Source organism: Nocardia sp. NPDC004123 (assembly GCF_053603795.1).
Window position 1 is genome coordinate 23572 of record NZ_JBSGGG010000033.1, and the last position, 22902, is coordinate 46473.

The 22902-nt window shown below is 69.4% G+C and carries 26 protein-coding genes; 20 read left to right on the forward strand and 6 right to left on the reverse strand.

The features are described from left to right. Window positions 1–41 precede the first annotated feature (41 nt). Both ACWEQQ_RS37540 and ACWEQQ_RS37545 read left to right on the forward strand, forming a co-directional pair. On the forward strand, window positions 42–938 hold the full coding sequence (locus ACWEQQ_RS37540) for an arylamine N-acetyltransferase family protein (protein ID WP_452351551.1): 897 nt from the start codon (window positions 42–44) through the stop codon (window positions 936–938). A gap of 267 nt (window positions 939–1205) precedes the next feature. Beyond that, window positions 1206–2789, forward strand: a complete 1584-nt coding sequence (locus ACWEQQ_RS37545) for a serine/threonine-protein kinase (RefSeq protein WP_452351552.1) — start codon at window positions 1206–1208, stop codon at window positions 2787–2789. 67 nt (window positions 2790–2856) lie between these two features. Here ACWEQQ_RS37545 and ACWEQQ_RS37550 read toward each other — a convergent pair whose 3' ends face one another. Next, a complete protein-coding gene (locus ACWEQQ_RS37550) occupies window positions 2857–3741 on the reverse strand; it encodes a helix-turn-helix transcriptional regulator (protein WP_452351553.1) in 885 nt (294 codons plus the stop codon). Between the two features lie 122 nt (window positions 3742–3863). Here ACWEQQ_RS37550 and ACWEQQ_RS37555 point away from each other — a divergent pair, with 122 nt between their 5' ends. The 8 genes from ACWEQQ_RS37555 (at window position 3864) to hisH (ending at window position 10545) form a co-directional block, all read left to right on the forward strand. Further along, the gene (locus ACWEQQ_RS37555; RefSeq protein WP_452341148.1) at window positions 3864–4910 is read left to right on the forward strand and encodes an aldo/keto reductase; all 1047 of its coding nucleotides are present in this window, start codon (window positions 3864–3866) and stop codon (window positions 4908–4910) included. Between the two features lie 52 nt (window positions 4911–4962). Continuing rightward, on the forward strand, window positions 4963–5250 hold the full coding sequence (locus tag ACWEQQ_RS37560; protein ID WP_452341149.1) for a putative quinol monooxygenase: 288 nt from the start codon (window positions 4963–4965) through the stop codon (window positions 5248–5250). A 171-nt stretch (window positions 5251–5421) separates the two neighbouring features. Continuing rightward, complete coding sequence (locus ACWEQQ_RS37565) at window positions 5422–5718, forward strand: DUF6412 domain-containing protein (RefSeq protein WP_452341150.1); 297 nt, start codon at window positions 5422–5424, stop codon at window positions 5716–5718. A 106-nt stretch (window positions 5719–5824) separates the two neighbouring features. Beyond that, a complete protein-coding gene (gene yidC / locus ACWEQQ_RS37570) occupies window positions 5825–6601 on the forward strand; it encodes a membrane protein insertase YidC (protein ID WP_452341151.1) in 777 nt (258 codons plus the stop codon). 194 nt (window positions 6602–6795) lie between these two features. Then, on the forward strand, window positions 6796–8133 hold the full coding sequence (gene hisD, locus ACWEQQ_RS37575; protein WP_452341152.1) for a histidinol dehydrogenase: 1338 nt from the start codon (window positions 6796–6798) through the stop codon (window positions 8131–8133). Beyond that, complete coding sequence (locus tag ACWEQQ_RS37580; protein WP_452351554.1) at window positions 8130–9284, forward strand: histidinol-phosphate transaminase; 1155 nt, start codon at window positions 8130–8132, stop codon at window positions 9282–9284. The genes hisD and ACWEQQ_RS37580 overlap by 4 nt, the downstream gene beginning before the upstream one ends. Then, window positions 9281–9910 (forward strand): imidazoleglycerol-phosphate dehydratase HisB, encoded by a 630-nt coding sequence (gene hisB / locus ACWEQQ_RS37585; protein ID WP_354846012.1) that lies wholly within the window; start codon window positions 9281–9283, stop codon window positions 9908–9910. Before ACWEQQ_RS37580 ends, hisB begins: the two co-directional genes overlap by 4 nt. Further along, complete coding sequence (gene hisH, locus ACWEQQ_RS37590; RefSeq protein ID WP_379402130.1) at window positions 9907–10545, forward strand: imidazole glycerol phosphate synthase subunit HisH; 639 nt, start codon at window positions 9907–9909, stop codon at window positions 10543–10545. The genes hisB and hisH overlap by 4 nt, the downstream gene beginning before the upstream one ends. Before the next feature lie 52 nt (window positions 10546–10597). On the opposite strand, the gene ACWEQQ_RS37595 is transcribed toward hisH, so the two are convergent. After that, window positions 10598–11071 (reverse strand): nuclear transport factor 2 family protein, encoded by a 474-nt coding sequence (locus ACWEQQ_RS37595; RefSeq protein ID WP_452341155.1) that lies wholly within the window; start codon window positions 11069–11071, stop codon window positions 10598–10600. Window positions 11072–11170: 99 nt separating this feature from the next. On the opposite strand from ACWEQQ_RS37595, the gene ACWEQQ_RS37600 reads away from it, so the two are divergent. From ACWEQQ_RS37600 to hisI, 5 genes are all read left to right on the forward strand, one after another. After that, entirely contained in the window at window positions 11171–11626 is a 456-nt protein-coding gene (locus ACWEQQ_RS37600; RefSeq protein ID WP_452341156.1) for a MarR family winged helix-turn-helix transcriptional regulator, read from the forward strand. 168 nt (window positions 11627–11794) lie between these two features. Beyond that, window positions 11795–12526 carry a bifunctional 1-(5-phosphoribosyl)-5-((5-phosphoribosylamino)methylideneamino)imidazole-4-carboxamide isomerase/phosphoribosylanthranilate isomerase PriA gene (priA, locus tag ACWEQQ_RS37605; RefSeq protein ID WP_452341157.1) on the forward strand — a complete coding sequence of 244 codons (732 nt, stop codon included), beginning with the start codon at window positions 11795–11797 and terminating at the stop codon, window positions 12524–12526. Between the two features lie 4 nt (window positions 12527–12530). After that, on the forward strand, window positions 12531–13352 hold the full coding sequence (locus tag ACWEQQ_RS37610; RefSeq protein ID WP_452351555.1) for an inositol monophosphatase family protein: 822 nt from the start codon (window positions 12531–12533) through the stop codon (window positions 13350–13352). Between the two features lie 16 nt (window positions 13353–13368). After that, complete coding sequence (gene hisF / locus ACWEQQ_RS37615; RefSeq protein ID WP_402770748.1) at window positions 13369–14142, forward strand: imidazole glycerol phosphate synthase subunit HisF; 774 nt, start codon at window positions 13369–13371, stop codon at window positions 14140–14142. Beyond that, window positions 14139–14510: a phosphoribosyl-AMP cyclohydrolase gene (gene hisI / locus ACWEQQ_RS37620; protein ID WP_452341159.1), complete on the forward strand. Its 372-nt coding sequence runs from the start codon at window positions 14139–14141 to the stop codon at window positions 14508–14510. Before hisF ends, hisI begins: the two co-directional genes overlap by 4 nt. A gap of 60 nt (window positions 14511–14570) precedes the next feature. Here the strand turns inward: hisI and ACWEQQ_RS37625 are convergent, their stop codons facing one another. The 4 genes from ACWEQQ_RS37625 to ACWEQQ_RS37640 form a co-directional block, all read right to left on the reverse strand. Then, window positions 14571–15068 (reverse strand): MarR family winged helix-turn-helix transcriptional regulator, encoded by a 498-nt coding sequence (locus tag ACWEQQ_RS37625; protein ID WP_379402198.1) that lies wholly within the window; start codon window positions 15066–15068, stop codon window positions 14571–14573. A gap of 190 nt (window positions 15069–15258) precedes the next feature. Next, window positions 15259–15852: a permease gene (locus ACWEQQ_RS37630; protein WP_452351556.1), complete on the reverse strand. Its 594-nt coding sequence runs from the start codon at window positions 15850–15852 to the stop codon at window positions 15259–15261. Between the two features lie 99 nt (window positions 15853–15951). Further along, window positions 15952–16407 carry a peroxiredoxin gene (locus ACWEQQ_RS37635; RefSeq protein ID WP_452351557.1) on the reverse strand — a complete coding sequence of 152 codons (456 nt, stop codon included), beginning with the start codon at window positions 16405–16407 and terminating at the stop codon, window positions 15952–15954. 178 nt (window positions 16408–16585) lie between these two features. Further along, window positions 16586–16891, reverse strand: a complete 306-nt coding sequence (locus ACWEQQ_RS37640) for a hypothetical protein (protein WP_452341162.1) — start codon at window positions 16889–16891, stop codon at window positions 16586–16588. Between the two features lie 230 nt (window positions 16892–17121). Between ACWEQQ_RS37640 and ACWEQQ_RS37645 the strand changes: the two genes are divergently transcribed. The 5 genes from ACWEQQ_RS37645 to trpA all read left to right on the forward strand — a co-directional run bounded on the left by ACWEQQ_RS37645 (window position 17122) and on the right by trpA (window position 22730). Further along, on the forward strand, window positions 17122–18657 hold the full coding sequence (locus tag ACWEQQ_RS37645; RefSeq protein ID WP_452351558.1) for an anthranilate synthase component I: 1536 nt from the start codon (window positions 17122–17124) through the stop codon (window positions 18655–18657). Continuing rightward, complete coding sequence (locus tag ACWEQQ_RS37650) at window positions 18654–19646, forward strand: TIGR02234 family membrane protein (protein WP_452351559.1); 993 nt, start codon at window positions 18654–18656, stop codon at window positions 19644–19646. Before ACWEQQ_RS37645 ends, ACWEQQ_RS37650 begins: the two co-directional genes overlap by 4 nt. A 149-nt stretch (window positions 19647–19795) precedes the next feature. Then, the gene (gene trpC, locus ACWEQQ_RS37655; protein ID WP_452341165.1) at window positions 19796–20614 is read left to right on the forward strand and encodes an indole-3-glycerol phosphate synthase TrpC; all 819 of its coding nucleotides are present in this window, start codon (window positions 19796–19798) and stop codon (window positions 20612–20614) included. Between the two features lie 8 nt (window positions 20615–20622). After that, a complete protein-coding gene (trpB, locus tag ACWEQQ_RS37660; protein WP_452351560.1) occupies window positions 20623–21933 on the forward strand; it encodes a tryptophan synthase subunit beta in 1311 nt (436 codons plus the stop codon). Next, window positions 21930–22730: a tryptophan synthase subunit alpha gene (trpA, locus tag ACWEQQ_RS37665; RefSeq protein WP_379389802.1), complete on the forward strand. Its 801-nt coding sequence runs from the start codon at window positions 21930–21932 to the stop codon at window positions 22728–22730. The genes trpB and trpA overlap by 4 nt, the downstream gene beginning before the upstream one ends. Window positions 22731–22902: the final 172 nt, after the last annotated feature.

Consider the following 22902-nt stretch of genomic DNA (forward strand, 5'->3'; position numbering starts at 1 on the left):
ACCGTTGATCTTGGCGAATTCGGCGCAACAGGAAGGCAGCGATGACCACACCGGCGGACCCCTCGTACACCTGGCAGGGCGCGGACCTCGACCTGGACGCCTACCTGGCCCGGATCGGATTCACCGGCGAGCGCATGCCCACCCTGGCCACCCTGCGCGAACTGGTGCGCGCCCACACCACCACCATCCCGTTCGAGAACCTGGAGATCATTCTCGGCCGCGGCATCCCGCTGGATCCGGAAGCGCTGCAGGACAAGCTGATCCGGCGGCGGCGCGGCGGGTACTGCTACGAGAACGTCGGCCTGTTCGCCGCCGCGCTGGAGCGGCTCGGCTTCGAGTTCACCGCCATGTCGGCCCGCGTCACGCGCGGCGCGACCAACCTGCGCCCGGCCACCCACGCGCTGCTGCGGGTCAAGGCCGTGGACGACGATCGCCGCTGGCTGTGTGATGTCGGCTTCGGGTGGGGGCCGGTCGAACCGATCGAGCTGGCTCCCGATCGCGGTGAATTCAGCGCGGGCGCATGGCGTTTCCGGCTGGAGCGGTCCGTCGACGCGGCCGGCGGCGAGCTGTGGACGCTGTACCAGTTCGGCCGGGACGGCTGGGTGGACCGCCACACCTTCGTCACCACCCCGCAGTACCGCGTCGATTTCGCGGTCGGGAACCACTACGTGTCCACCTCGGCGCGTTCGCCGTTCACCACGCGGCCGTTCGTGCAGCGCTTCCACGCCGAGGTGCACCACCAGCTGGACGGCACCACCTGGACCACCAGTTACCCGGACGGCTCGGAGGAGGTGCGCGAACTCGAGGTCGCCGAGTTGCCGAAGGTGCTCGCCGAGGTCTTCGACGTCGAGCTCGACCAGGCGGACGCGGCGCAATTGACGCGCGCCGAGTGGCCCGCGGCGGTCCCCGCCCCGGCTTCGGGGGTGAAAGGTAGCTGAACGCCGTCGGTGTGTGGGAGCAAACACGCACCAAACCAATTGGTCTATGTCCCGTCATAGATGGGCTTCGACCAGCGGGTTCGCCTAACCGGTTACGCGGCGGTCACTCGATTGCGGTGTAGATCTCACCGAGATCTCGCTCATATCTCACGCTGACGTCGGAGATCCGCGCGACGCCCGCTACACTCGTGCGGGGAAACGCGCGGGCAACCGCATTGTCACAGTCATCTCGGAGAACTTCGGAGTAGTGCCATCGAAACCGGCCAAGTGATCGCAGGGCATTACCGCCTGGTCGAACGGATTGGTAGCGGCGGCACAGGTGTCGTCTGGCGAGCCGTGGATCAGCGGCTCGAACGTTCCGTGGCGGTCAAGCAGATCCTCACCCAGCCGAGCCTGTCGGATGCAGACAAGGACATCGTGCGGCAGCGCGCCGCACGCGAGGCTCGCAACGCGGCCCGGTTCCAGCACCCGAACGCCATCGTCGTATTCGACATCACCGAGCACGAGGGTGACCCGTGCCTGGTCATGGAGTATCTGCCGTCGCAGAGTCTGGCGGTGGTGCTGTCCGCGCAGGGCACGCTGCCGCTGCCGCAGGTCGCCCGCATCGGCGAACAGGTGGCATCCGCGCTCATCGCCGCGCATCGCGCCGGGATCGTCCATCGCGACGTCAAGCCCGGCAACATCCTGCTCGGCGACAACGGCGCCGTGAAGATCACCGACTTCGGCATCGCCAAGTCCAAGGGTGATGTCACGCTGACCGCCACCGGACTCATCTCCGGCACCGCCGCCTACCTCGCCCCCGAGGTCGCGCGCGGAGCGGAACCGACGCCGGCCGCGGACGTATTCGCCCTGGGCGCCACGCTCTTCCACGCACTGGAAGGCGAACCGCCCTACGGCACCAACCCGAATCCGCTGGCGCTGCTGTACGCGGCCGCCAACGGCCAGATCAGCGAACCGCGCAATGCCGGACCGCTCAGCGATCTGCTGCTCAGCCTGCTCAGCTTCGAGCCGGAGGACCGGCCGAGCATGCTCGACGTGCGCGACATCATGGCCGAATTCGCCGAGGTCGGCCCGGATGCCGAGGCCACCCGGGTGCTGGCCGCCCGGCGCTCGGGCCCGGCCACCCCGTCGGCCGGCGCCGCCCAGCGCTCCACGCCCCGGCAGACCACCCGGCAGATGGAGCGCCGTCAGTCGGCCGACATCCCGACCGGCGCCATGAGCCAGGCACAGCTGCTGGAGACCCCGCCGCCGCGCCCGCCCATGAACGCCGGCCCGCCGACCCGCAATCATCCGGCGCCCGAACCGGATTCGGATTCCGGCTCCAAGAAGAAGCTGGTGCTGATCCTGATGGCCGCGGTGGTCGTAGTGGCCGGCGGCATCGCGTACGGCCTGTTCGGCAACTCCGGTTCGAGCAGCACCTCCGGCGCGGGCACGAACAGCAGCTCGGTGAAGGCGTCGGTCACGGCCAGCGCCACCAAGGGCGTGCCCTCGGGCCTCGGCCAGACCAAGAGCGCCGGGACGGTCAGCTTCGACGCCGCCGTCGACGCGGTGCAGTCCTTCTGGGACGACGTGACCTACACCCGGTATTCGGATGCCTGGAAGCTGCTGACCCCCGCCGCTCAGCAGGTCTACGGCAGTCAGCAGGCATTCCAGACGTATTGGACCGGGAACCCGGTCCAGAAGTACTCGAGCATCCGGGGCGCCAATGGCGGCGGCACGGTCGACCCCGATGGTTCGGCCGATATCGTGCTGGACTCGCTGCAGACCAAGAACGGCCCGACCAAATCGGTGAGCATGCGGGTGATCGACGCCGGCGGCGGCAGCCTGCAGATCGACAGCGACACCAAGTAATTCCGGCAGCACACTGCGCCGCACCGGTTTTCCGGTGCGGCGCACTGCGTTACAGGGGTGGGTTTGCTCAGCAGAGCTTCGCCGGATCGGCGGCGAGGGAGGCCAGCAGCCGTAGTCCGTCGGCGCTGGGGGAGCCGGGTTCGACGTGGTGGGCGACCAGCGCCTGATCGGGATCGTCGGGGAGACGGAGGGTTTCGAAGCCGAGCTCCAGACGGCCCACGATCGGGTGGCGGTAGATATGGCGCCCGTGGGTCTTGTCCTTGAGCTCGTGCCGCTGCCACAGCTCCGCGAATTCCGCGCTCCGGGTGTTCATTTCGCCGATGAGGGCGGTGATGCGCGGGTCGCCGGGATTGCGGGCGGCATCCAGGCGCAGGTAGGCCACGGTGTCGGCGGCCTTGTCGTCCCAGTCCTCGTAGAGATCCTTCGCGCCCTCGTCCAGGAAGACCAGGTGCAGGAAGTCGCGCTGCGCGGGCGGGAGCGCGCCGAAATCCGTGATCAGGGCCGCCGCCAGCCGATTCCACGCCAGGACGCTGACACCGCGGCCGACGATGTAGGCCGGGACGTCGTGGGCGGCGTCCAGCAGCCGGCGCAGACCCGGGCGCACCTCCTGCACGGCGGGCGGTTCCTCACCCGACCACGGGCGGGCCAGGCGGTAGAGATGGTCGCGCTCAACCTGATTCAGTCGCAGTGCCCGCGCCACCGCATCCAGCACCGACTCCGAGAACTGCAGGCTGCGGCCCTGTTCCAGGCGCACATAGTGATCCACGCTGACCCCGGCCAGCAGCGCCAGCTCCTCGCGGCGCAGGCCCGGAACACGGCGGCGCGCACCGTGATCCATCAGGCCCACCTCCGCGGGGCTGAGCCGGGCGCGGCGGGAGCGCAGGAATTCACCGAGTTCGGCGCGACGGTCCAAGGTCATGCCTTCGGTAACCATGAGCGCGGCGAATTCCATCCGGCGCCGCATCCTGGTCATGCGGTGCCCAGGCAGACGCGGCACTGTTTGCCCCGCTCGCATCCGGCGAAAGTAGTGCTCAGCGCCGCAACGGACGGCGAAAGCCACACGAGGAGCACACAATGACCTCTCTCCCCACCCGTCAGCTCGGCACCACCGACATGCACATCAGCCGGATCGGATTCGGCGCGTGGGCCGTCGGCGGTTCGGGCTGGCGCTACACCTGGGGCGCACAGGACGACGCCGATTCCATCGCCACCATCCGCCGGGCCGTCGAGGCCGGCGTCAACTGGATCGACACCGCCGCCGTCTACGGACTCGGCCACTCCGAGGAGGTGGTCGGCAAGGCGATCAGCGGACTGCCCGAGGCCGATCGGCCGTTCGTCTTCACCAAGGCCGGGCTGGTCTGGGACGAGAACGACCGCGCCGCCGCGCCCAAGCGGATCATGGCCGCCGCCAGCGTGCGCCGCGAGGTCGAGGACTCGCTGCGCCGGCTGAACGTCGAGCGCATCGACCTGTACCAGGTGCACTGGCCCGATACCGGTGCCTCCCTGGACTTCTCGGACCCCGACGGCGTCGACCCTGCCTCCGCGACCCCGCTCGCGGAGTACTGGCAGACCATGGCCGACCTCGTGCGGGCGGGCAAGGTGCGCGCCATCGGCCTGTCCAATCACGATGTGCCGCAACTGGAGATCGCCGAGTCCATTGCCCACGTGGATGCCATCCAGCCGCAGTTCTCGCTGATCAAGCGCGGCGCGGCGGACGAATTGGCCTGGGCCGCAGCGCATCACACCGGCGGCATCGTCTACCAGCCGCAGCACTCCGGCCTGCTCACCGGCGCCTTCTCGGCCGAACGCGTCGCGAGCCTGCCGGATGACGACTGGCGCAAGGGCTTCCCGGAGTTCACCACCGAACTCGACCGCAATCTCGCGCTGGTGGACGCACTGCGTCCGATCGCGGCGGCCCACGACACCACCGTCTCCGCCGTCGCGATCGCCTGGACCCTGACCTGGCCCGGCGTCACCGGCGCCATCGCCGGCGCCCGCCGGCCCGAGCAGGTCGACGGGTGGATCGGCGGCGCCGCACTGGAATTGACTCCCGCCGACCTGGACGCCATCGCGACCGCGCTGCGCACCACCGGCGCCGGTGAGGGCCCGATCCAGCACTGAGCGTCACCAAGATCCGAAAACCGAGCATCCACTCCCGAAGGAGCACACCACCATGACCCTGCACGTCGTCGCCGAACTGCACGCCGCCGCCGGCCAGGAGGACCGCCTCCGCACCGCCCTGGAAGCCATGATCGAACCCTCCCTGGCCGAACCCGGCTGCCTGTCCTATCAGCCCTTCACCAACCCGAACGACCCGGCCCACATGGTCGTGGTGGAGGAATGGCAGGACGCCGATGCCCTGGAGAAGCACTTCGCCACCGAGCACTTCCAGCACGTGGCGGGAGTCCTGGAGGGCATCGTGGCCGAGCCCATGATCATCCGCCGCCTCGTCGCCGAATAGCGGTCGAGCCCTCGATCCTCGCGCCCCGCCGGTGTCCCCGGTGGGGGCGCGGTCGCGCGGGGGCCCGGATCAGGGTGCGCCCGAGCCGGATACGGTGCGGTCCGGGGGCGGGGCATGTCGCGTCCGGCACATGGGGTGCCGGGGATGGGGAACGCAGGTAGGGTCGGGCGCATGGGTACGCGGATTCGATCGACGGCGCTGCTGCTGTGCGCGCTCGTGGTCTCCGCGTGGGCGGTGCTGTATCTGGCCGCCGCCACCCCCGATTCGCTGCTCGTCCTCGGTGCGGCCGCGCTGGTCGCGGTGACCGCGGCGGTGCTGTCGGCGCGCGGTCCGCGGCTCGCGGCCACCGCGCACACCGGTCCGGCGGAATCGGCCGGACGGCGGCGCCGCGGCGCGTTCCTGCGGCAGAGCAATCCCGACGCCCCGGGCCGCCCGCGGCCGCGCGCACCCGGAGTCCTCGCGGCCTGACCGCGCCCGCACGACCTGTCCCGGTCGTGCGCGCTGTCGGGTTCTCCGCCGTCCCGAATTCCTTTCGCCCGCACCCGTGTGCGGGCGCTGCGCAGCGAGGTACTCCGTGCTCGATTTCATCTACTATCCCGTGTCCGCCGTGCTGTGGCTGTGGCACACCGCCTTCGCGTCGCTGCTCGGCGCGACCAGTGGCCTGGCCTGGGTGCTGGCCATCGTCTTCCTCGTCATGACCCTGCGGGCCCTGCTGATCCGGCCGTTCATCGCGCAGTTGAAGTTCTCCCGCGCGCTGGCCGAGATGCAGCCGAAGCTGCAGGAGATCAAGCGCAAGCACGCGGGCGACCGGGAGCAGCAGGCGCTGGCCATGCAGGAGCTGCAGAAGGAGTCCGGCGTCAATGTGCTGACCGGTTTCCTGCCGATCATCGGCCAGACGGTGGTCTTCATCGGCCTCTACCACGTGCTGCGGTCCTTCCAGCCAGGTCACACTCAGAATTACGTGTTCAATGCCACGCAGGTGCAGTCCTTCCTGGACGCCAAACTGTTCGGCGCACCGCTGGAGGCCACCCTGTCCACCGCCGGCTCGTCCTTCGGAACCGTTGCCGCCGTGGCGATTCCGCTGATGATCGTCGCGGCGATCGCGACCCATTTCACCGCCCGCGCCGCCGTCGCCCGGCAGCCGCAACCCGCCGAAGGCGCGGCGGGCTCGCAGGTCCGGATCATGAACACGCTCTCGCAGTGGGTCTTCCCCGCCGGAGCACTGCTGGTCGGCCCGGTGATGCCCATCGCCATCCTGCTCTACTTCGTCACCCAGAACGCGTGGACCTTCGCCCAGCAGCATCTGGTGGCTGCTCGCTTCGGTCCCGAGGCCGCCCGCAGCACGGTCTGAGCGGTGCCGCGGCCAGCGTCTCATAACCGCCGGTCCGGCGGGTGTTCCCGGGTCGCGGGCCGGGAACACCCGCGCGAGCTCGGCCGCGACGTAAAGCGCTGGCGGTGACCCGATAGTCTGGTAGCTGGTCGCAAGCGGTTTCGGCCGTGTCGCGAACCCCTCGACATCAGCACAGACAAGGACTGCACAGCGCTATGACTAGCCGCATCGAGCTCGCCCGCGTGGATCTGCGCGGACGTACTCCCACTGCTGCCGAACTGCGCGCGGCTCTGCCGCGTGGGGGCGTCGACGTGGACTCGGTGCTGCATCATGTGCGACCGGTCGTGGAGGCCATCCGGGATCGGGGCGTCGAGGCCGCGCTGGAATTCAGCGAGCGGTTCGACGGTGTGCGGCCCGCCGCGGTGCGCGTGCCCGCCGCCGAGCTGGACAAGGCCCTGGCCGAGCTGGACCCGGCCGTGCGCGCGGCCCTCGAGGTCGCCATCGAGCGCACCCGCAAGGTGCACGACGATCAGCGCCGCACCGACAAGACCACCCAGGTGGTGCCCGGCGGCACCGTGACCGAGCGGTGGGTGCCGGTGGAGCGGGTCGGCCTGTACGTCCCGGGCGGCAATGCCGTCTACCCGTCCTCGGTGGTCATGAACGTGGTTCCCGCGCAGGCCGCGGGCGTGGACTCGCTGGTGGTCGCCTCGCCGCCGCAGGCCCAGTTCGGCGGCCTGCCGCACCCGACCATCCTGGCCGCCGCCAAGCTGCTGGGCGTCGAGGAGGTGTGGGCGGTCGGCGGTGCGCAGGCCGTGGCGCTGCTGTCCTACGGCGGCACCGACACCGATGGCGCACAGCTGGAACCGGTCGACCTGATCACCGGCCCGGGCAATATCTATGTGACCGCCGCCAAGCGGCTGTGCCGCGGCCTGGTCGGCATCGACGCCGAAGCCGGGCCCACCGAGATCGCCATTCTCGCCGACGCCACCGCCGATCCGGTGCACGTGGCCGCCGACCTCATCTCGCAGGCCGAGCACGACGTGCTGGCCGCCAGCGTGCTGGTGACCGACAGCGTCGAGCTCGCCGACGCCGTGGACGCGGCGCTGACCGCGCAGATGACCGTGGTCAAGCACCACGACCGCGTCGCGGAGGCGCTGTCGGGCAAGCAGTCCGGCACCGTGCTGGTCGACGACATCGCCCAGGGCCTGCGCGTGGTGAACGCCTACGCCGCCGAGCACCTCGAGATCCAGACCGCCGACGCGTCCGCGGTCGCGGCCCGGGTCCGTTCCGCCGGAGCGATTTTCGTCGGCGCGTGGTCGCCGGTGTCCCTCGGCGACTACTGCGCCGGCTCCAACCACGTGCTGCCCACCGCCGGATGCGCCCGGCACTCTTCGGGTTTGAGCGTGCAGACCTTCCTGCGCGGCATCCACGTCGTCGAGTACTCCGAGGCGGCGCTGAAGGACGTCTCCGGGCACGTGGTCGCACTGGCCAATGCCGAGGACCTGCCCGCACACGGCCAGGCCGTGCAGGCGCGATTCGGAGAGCTGCGGTGAGCGCCCAGGCCGGCCTGGAAGAAGGCACCGTCATCGTCCCCGGATCGAATATCTCGCTCGACGATCTGCCGCTGCGGGAGAACCTGCGTGGCAAGAGTCCTTACGGCGCACCGCAATTGGCCGTTCCGGTGCAGCTGAACACCAACGAGAACCCGCACCCGCCGAGCAAGGCCCTCGTCGACGACGTCGCCGAATCCGTGCGCGCCGCGGCCGCCGACCTGCACCGGTACCCGGATCGCGACGCGGTGGGGCTGCGCGCCGATCTGGCCGCCTACCTGACCCGGCAGACCGGCGTCGCGGTGGACACGGCGAACGTGTGGGCCGCCAACGGCTCCAACGAGATCCTGCAGCAGCTGCTGCAGGCGTTCGGCGGACCCGGCCGCAGCGCACTGGGTTTCGTGCCCTCGTACTCGATGCACCCGATCATCTCCGAGGGCATCGACACCGAGTGGATCGAGGCCAAGCGCAATGGCGACTTCTCCCTCGACATCGATTACGCGGTGCTGACGGTGGGGGAGAAGAACCCCGATGTGGTCTTCGTAACCAGCCCCAACAACCCGACCGGCCACAGCATTCCGCTCGCGGACCTGGAACGCATCCTCGCGGCCGCGCCCGGCATCGTGGTGGTGGACGAGGCGTACGGCGAGTTCTCCTCCGCGCCCAGCGCGATCAGCCTGATCGGCAAGTACCCCACCAAGCTGGTGGTCAGCCGCACCATGTCCAAGGCGTTCGCCTTCGCGGGCGGGCGGCTGGGCTACCTGGTGGCCGCACCCGCGGTCGTCGACGCCATGCTGCTGGTGCGCCTGCCCTACCACCTGTCCGTGGTCACCCAGGCCGCGGCGCGGGCAGCGCTGCGGCACGCGGACGAAACCCTGGGCAGCGTGGCCGAATTGGCGGCGCAGCGCGACCGGGTCATGGCGGCGCTGACCGAGCTGGGTTACGAGGTCATCCCGTCGGATGCCAACTTCGTGCTGTTCGGCCGCTTCGCCGACGCGCCGCGCGCCTGGCAGCACTACCTCGACGAGGGCGTGCTCATTCGCGATGTCGGCATCCCCGGCTACCTGCGCACCACCATCGGCCTGGCCGCCGAGAACGACGAATTCCTGCGCGTCAGCGCGAAACTGGCGTCCGAGGAGCTGATCGCCCGATGACCACCGACCGTGCCGACCGCATCGCCCGGGTCGAGCGCACCACCCGCGAATCCAGCATCGTGGTGGAGCTCAATCTGGACGGCTCCGGCAAGACCGACATCTCCACCGGCGTCCCCTTCTACGACCACATGCTGACCGCCTTCGGCCAGCACGGCAGCTTCGACCTGACGGTCCAGGCCAAGGGCGACATCGAGATCGAGGCCCACCACACCGTCGAGGACACCGCCATCGTCATCGGCCAGGCCCTGGGCCAGGCGCTCGGCGACAAGAAGGGCATCCGCCGCTTCGGCGACTGCTTCATCCCGATGGACGAAACCCTCGCGCACGCCGTCGTCGACGTGTCCGGGCGGCCGTACTGCGTGCACACCGGCGAGCCGGACCACATGTTGCACACCATCATTCCGAGCGTGGCGCCGACCGCGTCGTATTCGACCGTGATCAACCGCCACGTGTTCGAGTCCATCGCGCTCAACGCCCGCATCGCCCTGCACGTGCGCGTGCTCTACGGCCGCGACCAGCACCACATCACCGAGGCCGAATACAAGGCCGTGGCACGGGCTTTGCGCGCCGCCGTCGAATACGACCCGCGCGTGTCCGGCGTCCCCTCCACGAAGGGCTCGCTATGACCAAGACGATCGCCCTGCTCGACTACGGCTCCGGCAACCTGCACTCCGCCGGCCGCGCCCTGGCCCGCACCGGCGCTGACGTCACCATCACCGCCGACCCCGAAATCGCTTTGAACGCAGACGGTCTCGTGGTCCCCGGTGTCGGCGCGTACGCGGCCTGCATGGCGGGCCTGCTGTCCGTGCGCGGTGACCGCATTATCGGCAGGCGCCTCTCCGGCGGCCGCCCGGTGCTCGGCATCTGCGTTGGCATGCAGATCCTGTTCGAACGCGGCGTCGAATTCGGAGTGGAAACCGAGGGCTGCGGCGAATGGCCCGGCACCGTCGAGCGTCTCGACGCCCCCGTCCTCCCGCACATGGGCTGGAACACGGTGAAGGCTCCCGAGGACAGCGTCCTGTTCGCGGGCATGGACGCCGACACCCGCTTCTACTTCGTCCACTCCTACGCCGCCCAGCACTGGGCCTGGACCGACGACGGCGGCAGCCAGATCGCCCCGGCCAAGCTGACCTGGGCCGAACACGGCGTCCCATTCCTCGCCGCCGTGGAGAACGGCCCGCTGTCGGCCACCCAGTTCCACCCGGAGAAGTCCGGCGACGCCGGAGCCCAGCTCCTGCGCAACTGGGTCGACTCGATCTGACCGGCCCCCGAAACGACCGAAACCCCCGCTCCCGGCGGGGGTTTCGGCGTTTCTAGGCCGCCGCTGGCTCGGGCCGGGTGCCGACCGACCAGATGGGCTTGGAGGCCACGCTCGAGAACTGCCAGCCGTCGGGGGTACGGACGGCGTCGAAGCGATAGACCTCGCCCAGGGTCAGGCGTGGCTGCGAGCCGAGGGTCGGGTCTTGGGCCGGACCCCAGGCGAAGACGACCAGGAGGTTGGCCCGGACCTTGGCGGTGTCGCCGTCCAGATCGATCAGGATGCCGTTGATGACGTGCTGGATCTGCCGGTCGGGGGAGTGGTTTCGGCCGGCCTGGGTGACCAGGGCGGTGCGGCCGGTGGCCAGACCGCCGGGGGTGCGGGCGGTGGCACCGGCGGTGTATAGCGCGGCGAGCTCCTCCCAGTCGCCTTCATCGAGGGCACGGCCGAGGCGGTGGACCAGCTCGGTGATCTCGAATTTGTCGGCCAGATCCTGGAACTGCCGGGTGGTGGTGTCGATCGCGTTCATGGCTACGGTCTTTCGACGAGATTGTTGGTGGCTCCAATGTTGGTGAAACCAATGTAACCGATTGTGGGTGTCCCCAACAAGTGTTGCTAGATTCCTCTCATGGACACCGCGCCCGAAGGCGCCTCCGGCCGGCTGCGCGCTCTTCCCACCCGCCTCATCGGCCAGGTCGCGATCATCGCCAACCGCTGCACCGAGAAAGCGCTGGAGCCCACCGGTTCCCGCCGCTACCACTACGCCCTGCTCGCCACCCTCGACGAACACGGCCCTCTCAGCCAGGCCGAGGCGGGCCGCCGTACCGGCATCGACCGCAGCGACGTGGTCGCCGCGGTCAACGACCTGGCCGACCGCGGCCTCGTCCACCGCACCCCCGACCCCACCGACCGCCGCCGCAACACCCTCACGCTCACCCCCGCCGGGCGGGCCCACCTGGCCGACCTCGACGAACGCCTGGAAGCGGCCCAGCGAGAACTACTCCCGGGCTTCACCGCCGCCGAACGCGCCAACTTCGTCCTGACGTTGAACCGCGTCCTCGAGTCCCATACCCGAGACGGCTGACCCCGCCTCCAGCACAGCGAGCTCCCGTCGATCGACGACCCCGACCTCCCAACAGCGTGCCCCCGCCCGCGTGCCCCCGCCCCGACAATCGTTCCCGCCGCGCGGTGGGCGGCTGACGCGGTTCACCCTGCGGTCGGTGGGACGGCGGGCAACCACTAGGCTTACCCCGTGAGTCTTGTGCTGCTACCTGCCGTCGATGTCGCCAATGGTGAGGCTGTGCGCCTGGTTCAGGGGGAGGCGGGCAGCGAAACCAGCTACGGTTCGCCGCGCGACGCCGCGCTGGCCTGGCAGCACGCCGGGGCCGAGTGGGTGCATCTGGTCGACCTGGACGCCGCGTTCGGCAAGGGCTCCAACCGCGAACTGCTGGCCGAGGTGATCGGCGAACTCGATGTGAAGGTCGAGCTGTCGGGCGGGATTCGGGACGACGAGTCGTTGAAGGCCGCGCTGGCCACCGGCTGCGCGCGCGTCAACCTCGGCACCGCGGCGATCGAGAATCCGGAGTGGTGTGCCCGGGCCATCGGCGAGTACGGCGACAGGATCGCCGTCGGCATGGATGTGAAGCTCATCGACGGCGAGTGGCGGCTGCGCGGACGCGGCTGGGTGACCGACGGCGGCGACCTCTGGGAGGTGCTCGAGCGCCTCGAGCGCGACGGCTGCTCGCGGTACGTGGTCACCGACGTCTCCAAGGACGGCACGCTGACCGGGCCGAACCTGGACCTGCTGAGCCAGGTCGCCAATGCCTGCGAGGCCCCGGTCATCGCGTCGGGCGGCATCTCCCAGCTCGACGACCTGCGTGCCATCGCGACGCTGGTGGACGAGGGCGTCGAGGGCGCGATCATCGGCAAGGCCCTGTACGCGGGCCGGTTCACCCTGCCCGAAGCCTTGGCCGCGGTTCGCTAGCGCCGTGGCCGCCGAACTCGCCGAACTGCTCGGCATCGCCAGTGCGGTTCTCGACTCCGCCGCACCGCGTTTCGTCGAGGGCATCGGAGCGCCGAGCGCGGTCGAGAAGGGGCGCAACGACTTCGCCACCGAACTCGACCTGGAGCTCGAGCGCACCATCTCGCAGCGGCTGGGCGAACGCACCGGAATCCCGGTGCACGGTGAGGAATTCGGCGGTCCGCAGCTGATCTCCGGCACCGCCTGGGTGCTGGACCCCATCGACGGCACCTTCAACTATTCGGCGGGCAGCCCCATGTGCGGCATGCTGCTGGCGCTGGTGCGCGACGGCGACCCGGTCATCGGCCTGACCTGGCTGCCGATCCTGGGCCAGCGTTACGCGGCGGTCGCGGACGGCCCGCTGCTGCTGAACGGCAACCCGCTGCCGAGCCTGGCCCCGGCCAAGCTCGCCACCGCGCCGATCGGCTTCGGCAGCTTCAATATCGATGGGGCGGGCCGGATTCCGGGCATCTTCCGCTTCAACCTGCTGGGTGCGCTGAGCCGGCTGTCCGGCCGCCAGCGCATGTACGGCTCCACCGGCATCGACCTGGCCTACACCGCCTCGGGAATTCTGGGCGGGGCCGTGGTGTTCGGACATCATCCGTGGGACAACGCCGCGGGCGTGGCCCTGGTGCGGGCCGCCGGCGGCGTGGTCACCGACCTGCAGGGCCGGGGCTGGACCATCGAATCCGGTTCGGTGCTGGCCGCCGCCCCCGGCGTGCACGAGGAACTACTGGACCTGATCGCGGACACCGCGGACCGGGTCCGAGGAGAGGCAGAGCAATGCTGAAGACAGAGGTCATGAAATGACGTTGGCCGTACGCGTGATTCCGTGCCTGGACGTGGACGCCGGGCGCGTGGTCAAGGGCGTCAACTTCGAAAACCTCAGGGACGCTGGCGATCCCGTGGAGCTCGCGGCCACCTACGACGCCCAGGGCGCCGACGAGCTGACCTTCCTCGACGTCACCGCCTCCACCGGCGACCGCGGCACCATGATCGACGTGGTCACCCGCACCGCCGAGCAGATCTTCATCCCGCTCACGGTCGGCGGTGGCGTGCGCACCGTCGAGGACGTGGACCGGCTGCTGCGCGCGGGCGCGGACAAGGTGTCGGTGAACACCGCCGCCATCGCCCGCCCCGAGGTGCTGCGTGAAATGTCGGAGCGGTTCGGCTCCCAGTGCATCGTGCTGTCGGTCGATGCCCGCACCGTGCCGGAGGGGCAGCCCGCGACCCCGTCCGGCTGGGAGGTCACCACCCACGGCGGCAAGCGCGGCACCGGCATCGACGCCGTCGAATGGGCCGTGCGCGGAGCCGAACTGGGCGTCGGCGAGATCCTGCTCAACTCCATGGACGCCGACGGCACCAAGGCGGGCTTCGACCTGCCGATGATCCGCGCGGTGCGCGCCGCGGTCTCGGTGCCGGTCATCGCCTCCGGTGGCGCGGGCAAGGTCGCCGACTTCGCGCCCGCCGTGCAGTCCGGCGCGGACGCGGTGCTGGCCGCCAGTGTCTTCCACTTCGGCGACCTCACCATCGGCCAGGTCAAGGACGCCATGCGCGCGGAAGGAATCACCGTCCGATGAGCACCCTGGATCCCGCGATCGCGCGCCGCCTCAAGCGCAACTCCGACGGGCTGTTCGCCGCCATCGCGCAGGAGAAGAGCACCGGCGATGTGCTCATGATGGCGTGGATGGATGACGAGGCGCTGGCCCGCACCCTGGAAACCCGCAAGGGCACCTACTATTCGCGCTCGCGCCAGCAGTACTGGGTCAAGGGCGAGACCTCCGGCCACACCCAGTACGTGCACGAGGTACGGCTGGACTGCGACGGCGACACCGTGCTGCTGGTCGTCGATCAGGAGGGCGCGGCCTGCCACACGGGCACCCACACCTGCTTCGACACCGACGTGCTGCTGTCCCAGGGCGACCGGCTGCTCGCCGACGAGGACTGAGCGGCAACGGTTTCCGGCCTCGGCGAGCTGGCTTGCGGCGTCGGCGAACAGCCTTCGGCGTCAACCCGATTCGTTCGGGTCCATGTCCAGATGCGAGATCGGCCGCCCCGCGCGGCCGAGCCCGCGGGCCATGCCCTTGTCCAGCTGTGCCACCAGGGTCTCGCCCAGTTCCAGCAGTTGCTTGGTCTGCTCGGCGTCCAGCCCGTCGAACACCAGGCCGCGCACGCACTCCAGATACCCGGGCGCCGCCTCGGTGATCTTCTGATATCCGGCGTCGGTCAGCACCGCCTGCGCGCCGCGGCGACCGGTAATGGTGACGCGCTCGGCCCAGCCCAGCCGTTCGAGTTTGGAGACCACGTGCGAGAGTCGGGATAGCGATGCGTTTGCCTTTTGCGCAAGGTCACTCAGTTGCAACCGGTGACCTGGTTCTTCGGAGAGCAGAGTCATCACGAAGTATTCGAAATGGGTAATCCCGGACTCACGTTGTAGCTGGGTATCCAATGCGGCGGGGAGTCTGGTGGTGAGCGCGACAAGGGTACGCCACGCTCGCTGTTCCATGGGATTCAACCACTTGGTCACCGTGCGCGCCCTCTCGTAGCAGCCAAGTGACGTGTTGTGCCGGCCCGTGGAAGAGCCTGCGAAACAGATTCGAACGAGTCACTCGCAGGTCAAAGTTTGCCACGATTTCGCTCGACAGTCACGGTGTTGCCGAATGACGTGACATCGATCACGCGTGTCGCGAGTGGATTCAGTTCGCGCCGAGTTCGGGCGGCGGTGTCGGAGTTTCGGGCTCTACTCGTGGCTTTTCTGGTTCGGCGTGCCGACGTTCGGCGCGGTACCGGCGGAATCGCCTGCGCCCCAAGAGGAATGCCACCAGCAGGAACAGTAGCGCGGCCACGATCGCGCCCGCCAGCGTGGCGCCGCGGAATCCGGGCCCGTCGACATCGAGAATGCGCTCACCGGCGTGTGCGGCATTCGAGTTGCCCCACACGATGGTCAGCGTCATCAAATTCGGGATGGCGATGACGATCGCGAGAACGGCCGCGCCGCCCGCGATGAACATGCCGCCCCGTTTACGCCAGCGGAGTCCTGCGGCCAGGAACAGGAAAAGTGGCACAGCCGTACATACCGCGCCCATTATCAGGCCGTACCAGATGCCCTTGGCGAAACTCCCGCTCACCCATTCGCCGATGCGCTGCGCCCACCACCGTGGAATGAATGCGGCGAGCATCAGATACACCAGCCACAAAACGACCGCGGCCACCACTCCGCCAATGATGCGATTGCGCCACGTGACGAAGGTTGAAGGCTTTCGCTCCTGGTCGGTGCTGGGCGTAGTCATGCGCTCAGCGTATGTCCGAATTGTCGGCGCGCCCAGGAGCGACGCGGTGGGGGCCAGCGCTCGCGCGGGAACCGGCTCAGCGCTGGCGTGGAAACCGGCTCAGCGCTCGCGCAGGAACTTCAATGCCTCGTCGGCGTGCACGTTCGCGCGCATCTCGCTGTTGATGACCTTGGCGACGGTCCGGTCCGGATCGATGACGAAGGTCGTCCGCTTCACCGGCACCAGCGCGCCCAGCAGGCCGCGCTTCACACCGAACTCGGCGGCCACCTTGGCTCCGGGATCGGACAGCACCGGATAGCCCAGTCCCTGCTTCGCCGCGAACCCGGACTGCACCTCGACGGAATCCGCGCTGATCCCCACGCAGGTCGCCCCGGCGGCCTTGAATTCCGTTGCCAGATCCCGGAAGTGGCACGCCTCGGCCGTGCACACCGGCGTGTTCGCCGCAGGATAGAAGAACAACACCACCGGTCCGTCCGCGAGCAGCGACTCGAGCGACCGCACGGTCCCCGACTGGTCCGGAAGTTCGAAATTGGGTGCGAGCTGACCAACCTTCATACCCGCACCCTACCCCCAATTCATCGTGCACGAGCTATCAGAGCTCCGGATGAAATCCTTTGCTGGGCTTCGGGCTTGGCGCCTCTGCGAACCGGGCCCCCACCGGTCCTCTGCCTGGGGGTCCGGGGAACAGCCCCCGGAGCCCCAACCACCCCCGGCGCCGGGTGCCGGTCCTACCTCACACGCCGATGAGGGCGGCGACCTCCGGGTTCTTGATATTCATGACGTCCAGGATCCCGTGGGCGCGCAGGAACGGCTCGAGTTCCCTGATGCGGTCGCTGTGCTCGGCGTACTCGTCCGGGAAGTTGCGCGGATCGAGCGCTTCCAGGGCCTTCACCAGTGTGACGAACGAGGCGATGGCGGAGTGCTTCCCGCCGTGGTTCATAGGCATCATCCGCGGCGGGTGGCCGGGCAGCCCGCCCGGAGCCAGCTGCGGAGCGGTGTGCCGTGGACCCTCCGGTGCCATCGGTTGCGAGGGGTACATCTGTGTTGAACTCCTCTCGAAAATGGGGGATAACCGCGGACGACCTCTCCATCTTGCTGCCGGAGCAGTGACGATCCACCGCATGTGGAGACCGCCGCGCGTGTAGTGATGACCGCTTCAGGTATTCGCCGCAGCCGCTTGCTCGGCTGGGCGGGGAGAGCGATTTAGATCGCGCCGGGCGGGCCTGGAATGATGGGTGAATGCACGGCGCGCATGGTTTGCCTCTGAACGTGGCTATCGATACCACCACCTCCCGGGAACAGTTCCGGGCGCTCGCGGCCGACCACCGGGTGGTCCCGGTGGTCCGAAAGGTGTTGGCGGACTCCGAGACTCCGCTCTCGACCTACCGCAAACTGGCCGCGGACCGGCCCGGCACCTTCCTGCTGGAATCGGCGGAGACCGGCCGCTCCTGGTCGCGATGGTCGTTCATCGGCGCGGGCAGTCCCAGCGCGCTGACCGTGATCGACGGTGCGGCGGCCTGGCTCGGCCAGACTCCCGCCGACGCGCCGGTGGGCGGCGATCCGCTCGCCGCGCTGCGCGAGTCGCTGCAGGTGCTGCAGACCGAGCGCCTGCCCGGTCTGCCGCCGCTGACCGGCGGCCTGGTCGGCTACCTCGGCTACGACACCGTGCGCCGCCTCGAACGTCTGCCCAGCATCGCCACCGATGACCTGCAGGTCCCCGAGATGGTCCTGATGCTGGCCACCGACCTGGCCGCCTTCGACCACCACGAGGGCGCGATCACCCTCATCGCCAATGCCGTCAACTGGAACGGCACCGACGAGCACGTGGACGCGGCCTACGACGACGCGATGGCCCGCCTGGATCGCATGACCGAGGCTCTGGCCGCCCCCGCCGACTCCACCGTCTCGGTGTTCGACCGCCCCGAGCCCAACTACCGCCGGCAGCGCACCTCCGAGGAATTCGGTGCGGGCGTGCGCCGGCTGGTCAAGGAGATCGAGGCCGGCGAGGCGTTCCAGGTGGTGCTCTCGCAGCGCTTCGAGATGGACTACAACGGCACCCCGCTGGACCTCTACCGCATGCTGCGGGCCTCGAACCCGAGCCCGTACATGTACCTCATGCACATCCCGGACGGCTCCGGCGGCACCGCGTTCTCCATCGTCGGCTCCAGCCCCGAATCGCTGGTGACGGTGAAGGACGGCGTGGCCACCACGCACCCGATCGCGGGCACCCGCTGGCGCGGCGTCACCGAGGAGGACGATCTCCTGCTCGAGAAGGGCCTGCTCGCCGACGAGAAGGAGAACGCCGAGCACCTCATGCTCGTCGATCTGGGCCGCAACGATCTGGGCCGGGTCTGCGAGCCCGGTACCGTGCGCGTCACCGAGTACCGCCACGTCGAGCGCTACTCGCACGTCATGCACCTGGTCTCCACGGTCTCCGGCCGCCTGCGCGCCGGCAAGATCGCCCTCGACGCGGTCCAGGCCTGCTTCCCCGCGGGCACCCTCTCCGGCGCGCCCAAGGTCCGTGCCATGGAGCTGATCGAGGAGCTCGAGCCCACCCGCCGCGGTGTCTACGCGGGTGTGGTCGGCTACCTGGACTTCGCCGGTGACGCCGACACCGCGATCGCCATCCGTACCGCCCTGGTCAAGGGCGGCACCGCCTATGTCCAGGCCGGCGCCGGCATCGTCGCCGACTCCGACGCGGACTACGAGGACGTCGAATCCCGCAACAAGGCCATGGCTGTCCTCAAGGCGATCGCCGCCGCCGAGACCGTGCGCGCCTACCGCCCGAACGGCGCGGATCAATGAGCGATCAGGACCCGGACAGGGGCCCGGAACGGAAAGCGACACCCGAAGGCAGCGCAACACCGGAAAACAGCGCGGAGCGGGAAAACGCAGCGGCGCAAGCCGATTCGAAGCCCGCCGGAGCGGACACCGGGGCGGACACCGGGAAAACCGGTGCCGCCGGCACCGATCCACACGCCGAGACCGACGCCGCCCGCACTGCCGAACGCGCGCGGGCGGCGGACCTGGCCGAGGCCGAGGCGAATGCCGCTGCGGCGGAAGCCGACACGAACGCCGTGGGGGCGCGCAAGCGGTCGCGGCCGATCGCCGCGGTGGCGCTGCTGGCGATCTCGGCGGCGCTGCTCTGGGGGTCGTCCCGCATGACGTGGGCTCGGCTCGAGATCACCAGTGACTACGGCCTGCCGCGCCATCGAGATCTCAACGGCGGTGTCTGGTTCGGGGCCCTGACACCACTGGCGCTGGTCTTCCTGGCCACCATCGCGGCCGTGTTCGCCACCCACGGCTGGTGGCGGCGCGGCGTCGGCGTGGTGGTCGCGGTCCTGGCCGCGGTGTCCGCGGTGCCCGCGTATGCCCTGCTCATGCACAAGGGGACCGCCGATCGCGCCACCCGGCTGGCCGAACTGCACGGGGGTGACCACGCGGGCGCGGTGACGACCTCGACGCTGCCGGCCGTGGTGTGCCTGGCCGGTGCGGTGGCCGCGTTCGTGGCCGGTCTGCTCCTGGTCCGGCAGTCGTCCGGGACCTCCCGGATGTCCGGTAAGTATGACAGTCCGGCGGCACGGAAGCTGTCGGCGGCCGAGCAGGTTGCCGCACATCAGGCCCGGGTTCAGGACCACGAATCCGGGACCCCGGCCGCCGCCGACAAGCAGTTGTCGGGCCGGGTGCTGTGGGATGCCCTCGACGAGGGTGTCGACCCGACCGACGATGAAACCAATCACCCTGCCGCGCACGATGATCCGGGTAACGGGGCAGCGCGTGACAACCGCCCCTGAGCTGGGTGGGGGATCGGCAGCGCCGCCGGTACCCGCCCCGCTGTCAAGCACGGGAACATAGCCATTTACTCTTTATCAGCATCGGTGAGACAGCGCCTGGGGGGATTCTCAGGCAGCAAGTCCGTCTCCCCAGAAAGGATTCGAGCCAGATGACGGTACTCGACTCGATTCTCGACGGGGTCCGCGCGGATGTGGCCGCTCGGGAAGCCCTTCTGGATTTCCAGGCGGTGAAGGCAGCCGCCGCGCAGGCCAAATCCCCGCGTGACGCCAAGGCCGCCCTGCACGCGGAGGGGATCGGAGTGATCGCCGAGGTGAAGCGGGCCAGCCCCTCCAAGGGTGCGATCGCGGACATCCCGAACCCCGCCGACCTGGCCCGGGCCTACGAGGACGGCGGCGCGCGCATCATCAGCGTGCTGACCGAGCAGCGCCGCTTCGGCGGTTCCCTCGCGGATCTCGACGCGGTTCGCGCGGCGGTGGACATTCCGATCCTGCGCAAAGACTTCATCGTCGGCCCGTACCAGATCCACGAGGCCCGTGCCCACGGCGCGGACGTGATCCTGCTGATCGTGGCCGCCCTGGAACAGGACGTGCTGTCCTCGCTCATCGACCGCACCGAATCGCTCGGCATGACCGCGCTGGTCGAGGTGCACACCGAGGAGGAGGCCGACCGCGCCCTGGAGGCCGGCGCCAGCGTGATCGGCGTGAACGCCCGCAACCTCAAGACCCTCGAGGTGGACCGGGATGTGTTCGCGCGCATCGCCCCCGGCCTGCCCAGTGAAGTGATCCGGGTGGCCGAGTCCGGCATTCGCGGCACCGCCGACCTGCTGGCCTACGCCGGGGCGGGCGCGGACGCCGTGCTCGTCGGTGAGGGCCTGGTGACCAGTGGCGACCCGCGCGCCGCGGTGGCCGAGCTGGTGACCGCCGGAACCCACCCGTCGTGCCCGAAGCCGGTTCGCCGGGGACGGTGAAAGAGCCGATGACGCAAACTCACGGAGTTTCTTCCGAAATGGCCTCCGGCAAGAACGTTCTCGGCCTCCCGCAGGCCAGTGACGGCATCACGCACAAGAGCCACGAACCCGATCTGGGCGGGCACTTCGGCGTGTACGGCGGGCGGCACGTGCCCGAGGCGCTGATGGCCGTGATCGAAGAGGTCACCGCCGAATACGACAAGGCCCGGGTCGATCCCAACTTCCTCGACGAGCTGGATCGCCTGCAGCGCGACTACACCGGGCGCCCGTCGCCGGTGTTCGAGTGCCGGAACCTGGCGCAGCACGCCGGCGGCGCGCGCATCCTGCTGAAGCGGGAAGACCTGAACCACACCGGTTCTCACAAAATCAACAATGTGCTCGGTCAGGTGCTGCTGGCCAAGCGCATGAACAAGACCCGCGTCATCGCCGAGACCGGCGCAGGCCAGCACGGCGTGGCGACCGCCACCGCGTGCGCGCTGCTCGGCATCGAGTGCGTCATCTACATGGGCGCGGTCGACACCGTGCGCCAGCAGCTGAACGTGGCCCGCATGCGGCTGCTCGGCGCCGAAGTCATCAGTGTGACAACGGGTTCGCAGACCCTCAAGGACGCCATCAACGAGGCGCTGCGCGACTGGGTCACCAATGCCGAGCAGACCTACTACTGCTTCGGCACCGCCGCGGGCCCGCACCCGTTCCCGCTCATGGTGCGCGACTTCCAGCGCATCATCGGCCTGGAGGCGCGCCAGCAGGTGCAGGCCCTGACCGGCCGCCTGCCCGACGCCGTAACCGCCTGTGTCGGTGGCGGTTCCAATGCCATCGGCATCTTCCACGCCTTCATCGACGATCCGGGCGTGCGCCTGGTCGGCTACGAGGCCGCCGGTGACGGTGTCGAAACCGGCCGTCACGCAGCGACTTTCACCGGCGGCACCCCGGGTGCGTTCCAGGGCGCGTACTCCTACCTGCTGCAGGACGAAGACGGCCAGACCATCGAATCCCATTCGATTTCGGCCGGTCTGGACTACCCGGGTGTCGGCCCGGAGCACGCCTACCTCAAGGACATCGGCCGGGCGGAGTACTACCCGATCACCGATACCGAGGCCATGGACGCGCTGCTGCTGCTGAGCCGTGCCGAGGGCATCATTCCGGCCATCGAGTCCGCGCACGCGGTCGCGGGCGCGGTGAAACTCGGCAAGGAGCTCGGCGAGGGCGCGATCATCGTGGTGAACCTGTCCGGTCGCGGTGACAAGGACATGGACACCGCCGCCGAGTGGTTCGGGCTGTTCGACAAGGCCGAAGAGAACGCAGGGGAGAAGCAGTGAGCCAGCAGTCCCGCCTCGCGAACACCTTCGCAGCCGCCCGCGAGGAGAACCGGGCCGCGCTCATCGGCTACCTGCCCGCCGGCTACCCGGACCTCCAGGGTTCCATCGACGTGTGCAAGGCCATGGTCGAATCCGGTTGCGACATCATCGAAGTCGGCGTCGCCTACTCCGATCCGGTGATGGACGGCCCGACCATCCAGCATGCCGCCGAGCAGGCGCTGGCCGGCGGCGTCCGGGTGCGCGACGTGTTCAAGGTCGTGGAGGCCATCTCCCAGGCAGGCGGCAAGGCCGTCGTCATGACCTACTGGAACCCGGTGCTCAAGTACGGCGTCGACAGCTTCTCCCGCGATCTGGCGGCGGCGGGCGGCCTCGGCCTGATCACGCCCAACCTGATTCCGGAGGAGGCCGACGACTGGTTCGTGGCGTCCTCGACCCACAATCTGGACCGCATCTTCCTGGTCGCGCCGTCATCCACCGAGGAGCGCCTGGTCAAGACCCTCGAAGCCAGCAAGGGCTTCGTGTACGCGGCCTCGACCATGGGTGTGACCGGTGCGCGCGACGCGGTGTCGTCCATGGCCCCGGCCCTGTGCGCGCGGGTGCGCAGCCACTCCGATATTCCGATCGGCGTCGGCCTGGGTGTGCGCAGTGGCGCGCAGGCGGCCGAAATCGCCTCCTACGCCGACGGCGTCATCGTGGGTTCGGCCCTGGTGACCGCGGCGGCGCAGGGTCTGGACGCGGTCCGGACGCTGACGGCGGAGCTGGCGCAGGGCGTCCGTTCGGCGGCGGTTTCCTCGTAACCACGGCAATATCCAAGGGTGCGTACCGAATTCGGTACGCACCCTTGGGCATTGTGCGGCAGTGCGGGGATGCGCGCCGCTTCGTATATCCGTTGCGTTACCGGGTGCCGGTGCCACCCATGGCAGCGAATCCCACGGCGCGCGCTGACCTGAGACAGCACGGCGCAGGACT